Annotated in this window: 5 protein-coding genes and 1 pseudogene; 1 reads left to right on the top strand and 5 read right to left on the bottom strand. The window is 72.2% G+C overall.

Annotation, left to right across the window (positions count from 1 at the left end; all coding sequences use genetic code 11):
* Window positions 1–96: 96 nt before the first annotated feature.
* A complete protein-coding gene (locus ACFFNX_RS48265; protein WP_378213161.1) occupies window positions 97–303 on the bottom strand; it encodes a hypothetical protein in 207 nt (68 codons plus the stop codon).
* Window positions 304–438: 135 nt separating this feature from the next.
* Window positions 439–1,500: a polyprenyl synthetase family protein gene (locus tag ACFFNX_RS48260; RefSeq protein WP_378213160.1), complete on the bottom strand. Its 1,062-nt coding sequence runs from the start codon at window positions 1,498–1,500 to the stop codon at window positions 439–441.
* Window positions 1,501–1,549: 49 nt separating this feature from the next.
* On the opposite strand from ACFFNX_RS48260, the pseudogene metF reads away from it, so the two are divergent.
* Window positions 1,550–2,457 (top strand): annotated as a pseudogene (gene metF, locus ACFFNX_RS48255) (methylenetetrahydrofolate reductase [NAD(P)H]).
* On the opposite strand, the gene ACFFNX_RS48250 reads toward metF, so the two are convergent.
* The 3 genes from ACFFNX_RS48250 to ACFFNX_RS48240 form a co-directional block, all read right to left on the bottom strand.
* Window positions 2,409–2,996 (bottom strand): GNAT family N-acetyltransferase, encoded by a 588-nt coding sequence (locus ACFFNX_RS48250; protein ID WP_378213158.1) that lies wholly within the window; start codon window positions 2,994–2,996, stop codon window positions 2,409–2,411. The pseudogene metF and the gene ACFFNX_RS48250 sit on opposite strands and share 49 nt — an antisense overlap.
* A 5-nt stretch (window positions 2,997–3,001) precedes the next feature.
* Entirely contained in the window at window positions 3,002–3,319 is a 318-nt protein-coding gene (locus ACFFNX_RS48245) for a hypothetical protein (protein ID WP_378213157.1), read from the bottom strand.
* Between the two features lie 69 nt (window positions 3,320–3,388).
* Window positions 3,389–4,059 (bottom strand): hypothetical protein (locus tag ACFFNX_RS48240; RefSeq protein ID WP_378213156.1); only part of this gene is annotated, 671 nt, incomplete at its 5' end.

Below are 4,059 nucleotides of genomic sequence, written 5' to 3'. Positions count from 1 at the left end.
GAGTGACGACACCGACTCCGGCTGGGGCGAGTGGCGCACGCCGGATGAGGACGCCCATCTCCTGGAGGAGCGTCCTCCGCACTGGTAGGGCGGGCGCTACGGGTGGATCGGCAGACCCAGGCCCAGGAGGAACCCGGCGACGATGACGAGAGCCAGCGCGGCGACGAGCTGACGGCTGCGGCGACGCCGCGGACGCCGGGGAGGTCGCGACGCCGGACGGGGACGCGCCCGCGCGGACTCGCGGGCCACGACGCGCCTGTGCTCTGCGGCGGCCAGTTTCATACTGCTGACATCCGTGCTCATGCGGACGCTCGGTCGGTCATGCCTCATTCTTAACCGGGCAAGATCGCCTTGTCCGGCGAACGCTTGATCACGGGCGTACGGAACGTTCCCGGCGGAGCCGGCCTTCAGGGCGTCGCGGCAGGTCAGGGCGGTCGCTCAGACGGTGCGTGCGGTCGCGGCCACGGTGAGTTCCGACAGGGCCGCACGCGCGTCGGAGGTCAGCGGGGCGGCGGCCAGCGCCGCGGAGGCCTCCGCGGCGTACCGGTCGATCATCTCCTCGCAGGCGTCCAGCGCCCCGGTCGTCACGATGATCTCGCGGAGCGTCTCGACGCCCGCGGCGTCGAGCTCCGGGTCGCCGAGGAGCCGTTCCACGGCCGCGGCCTGCGCGGCCGAGGCGCGCTCCAGGGTCAGCGCGATCAGCACCGTGCGCTTGCCCTCGCGCAGGTCGTCACCGGCCGGCTTGCCGGTCTCCGCCGGGTCGCCGTACACCCCGAGGACGTCGTCGCGCAGCTGGAAGGCGATGCCCACCGGCATGCCGTACGCCGAGAGGGCCTCCACCGACGGTGAGTCGGCGAGCGCGGCACCGAGCTGGAGCGGGCGCTCGACGGTGTACTTGGCGCTCTTGAACCGGATGACCCGCAGCGCCGACTCGACCATCGCGCGGCCGTCCGGCTGCGGGCCGCGCGCCTGGCCGAGCAGGTCGAGGTACTGCCCGCACATCACCTCGGTACGCATCTGGTTGAACAGCGGCCGCCCGCGCGTCAGTGCCTCGTCGGTCAGGCCACTGCCCTGGTACATCTCGTCGCACCAGGTCAGGCACACGTTGCCGAGCAGGATCGCCGCCCCGGTGCCGAACCCCTCCGCCGAGCCGCGCCAGCCCGACCGGGCATGCAGCGCCTCGAACCGCCGGTGAACGGCGGGCATCCCGCGCCGGGTGTCGCTGCCGTCCATCACGTCGTCGTGGATCAGCGCGCCGGCCTGAAGCAGCTCCAGTGACGCCGCCGCGGTGAAGAACTCGGGCAGGTCGCCGCCGCCCGAGCCCCGCCAGCCCCAGTAGCAGAACGCCGGGCGCAGCCGCTTGCCGCCCGACAGCAGCGCGTCGAGCGCGTCCAGGAGGGGCGTCAGGTCGGCCGAGACGGCGCCGAGAATGGGACCCCGGTGGTCCACGAACCCGTACAGCGCCTCGTCGACCGTTTTGCGAATTTCACGAGCGTCCACGTGATCGAGACTAGTGGCCCTCGGGGATGGTCCCGTTACCCTGTGGTTCATGACGATCGCCCGCCGCCGCACCATCCGGGAAGTACTCGCCGCCGGAGAGACGACGTTCTCGTTCGAGTTCTTTCCCCCCAAGACCGAGCAGGGGGCGCGGAACCTCTGGCAGGCGATCCGCCGGCTCGAGGTGCTCCAGCCGACCTTCGTCTCGGTGACCTACGGCGCCGGCGGTGGCACCCGCGACCGCACGGTGGAGATCGTCGAGCGGATCGCCACCGACACGACGCTCACCCCGGTCGCGCACTTCACCGCGGTCAACCACTCTGTCGCGGAGTTGCGGCAGCTCATCGGCAGGTTCGCGGCGGTGGGCGTCACCGACCTGCTGGCCCTGCCGACCCGCCCGGCGACCCGATGGGGGAGTGGGTGCGCCATCCCGACGGTGTGGAGTACGCCGAGGACGTCGTCCGGCTGATCAAGTCCGCGGGCGACTTCAGCGTCGGCGTGGCCGCGTTCCCGTACAAGCATCCGCGGTCGCCCGACATCGAAAGTGATACGCAGCACTTTGTCCGTAAATGCCAGGCCGGAGCGGACTACGCGATCACGCAGATGTTCTTCCAGGCCGAGGACTACCTGCGGCTGCGCGACCGCGTGGCGGCGACCGGGTGTGACGTGCCGATCATCCCGGGCATCATGCCCGTCACGCAGCTCAGCACGATCGAGCGGTCCGAGCAGCTGTCCGGGGCGCCGTTCCCGCCGGAGCTGGCCGCCCAGTTCGAGGCGGTCGGCGACGACCCGGAGAGCGTCCGGCGGCTGGGCATCGACCAGGCGGCCGACCTGTGCCGGCGGCTGCTCGCCGAAGGGGTGCCCGGCATCCACTTCATCACGTTCAACAAGTCGACCGCGACGCGTGAGGTCTACTCCCGCCTCGAGCTCAGCGGGAACTCGGCGCCCATCACCGCGTAGGCCGGACCGCCTCCGGGAAACCGGAAGTCGGTCAGCAGGTCGACCAGGCCGAGCGAGCGGTACAGATTGCGGGCCGGCGTCTGCGCGTCCAGCGTGGACAGCACCATGGTGCGTTCGGTCCGGCCCGCGCACAGCGAGGTGATCAGCCCGCGGCCCAGGCCCCGCCCCTGCGCCGCCGGATGCACGTGCAGCTCGGCCACCTCCCACGTGTCGTCCAGCCAGTGCCGCGCGTGCTCCTCGCCACCGATCTTGAAGAGCTCGGCGCGCACGACGTCGTGCCACCACTGCCCGGACTCGCCGTGAAAGCCGTAGCTGAAACCGATCACGCTCCGGGAGCGCTCGGCGATGAAGGCGCGGAACGCCGGGTACCCGGCGTGCCGCTCCATGATCATGTGCCGGCCGGGCATCTGCCCTGGTGGAGGCAGCATCGCCGCTTCGTAGGTGGCGAGCAGCGCGTCGAGGCGCCGCAGGAAACCACGGCGGTCGATCTCACGGATCTGCGGTGACGCCTCGCGGCGGGCCCTGAATGCTGGTCTCACGTGCCTCACTTGGGGATGTACGGCGGAACCTTCGAGAGTGCGCCGTAAATGTCCCACAGAATCTGTGTCGCCGCCTTCTTCAACTGCCCGCGCCGAGCCTCCAGCTCGCCCTGCCAGGTGCGGGCGGCGGGTCCGACCCACGCGTCGCCGACGGTGCGTACGGGTGGGTCGAGGACGGTCTCCAGGGTCGATGCGCTGTCGAAGGCCCGCCGGTAGGCGTTGTAGAGCTCAGCGTACGCGGGGTTGGGCCGCTGGGTGCCGCCCGGCGGAGGCGGGTCGGAGGGCGAGCGCAGCGTGGCGGGGGAGGGCGGATAGGTGCTCAAGGACCCTCCTTCGCCGGGGCTGGGAGCACCGCGTGTCGTCCGCGCCCGCTCACGGCGCGGTTCCGGGTGTCATGCGGGGGTCTCCGTCGAGCGCCCCGCCGCGAAGGCGGCCAGGCGTTCGGCGTTGGCGCGTACGGCGGCGGGGTCGGCGTCGTGGGCGGTGGTCGCCTGGATGACCAGCCGGGTCAGCGCCTCCGACCGTGGTCCGTCGGCCAGCGCGCGGTGGAGGGTCTCCGGATGGCGGGAGTACAGCTCGACCGCGACGTGCGGATCGTCGGCCGCGGGCGTCAGCATCGCCTCGTGCGGCGGAGCCGGGTGCCCGGTCCCCGAGCCTGCGGTCTCCGCCATCTCGGTCAGGCCCAGGTGACCGAGGGCGACGCGGGTGCGGTGCGTGAGCCCGGCCTGGGACAGCAGCTCGACCGCTTCGTCGCGTACGCCCTGGTGGAGCGCCTCGTCGAGCATCGCGCGCAGCCACCTCTCATCCAGCGTCATGTGGTGGCTTGCCACGCCGAGTGAGATGCGGACGTCTTCGCGGTGGTCCTTGCCCGCCGCCGCGATCAGCCGGGCGGTGCCGGCCGGGCCGAGCCGGTCGTACAGGCCGTGGGTGTAGTCGGGGTCGTCGGCGCTCGTTCGCAGGCGTCGCCAGACCTCGTCCGGCACCGGGCGGTGCCCCTTTCGCGCCCTGAGGACCGCCGCGGCGTCGGTGGCCCCGGCCCGCGCCGCGGCGCGCACGTCGGCGA

The organism is Actinoallomurus acaciae, assembly GCF_042429965.1.
Taxonomy (GTDB): domain Bacteria; phylum Actinomycetota; class Actinomycetes; order Streptosporangiales; family Streptosporangiaceae; genus Actinoallomurus; species Actinoallomurus acaciae.
Note: the sequence above shows the minus strand (reverse complement) of the source record. Positions and strands in the feature narration are given on the sequence as shown.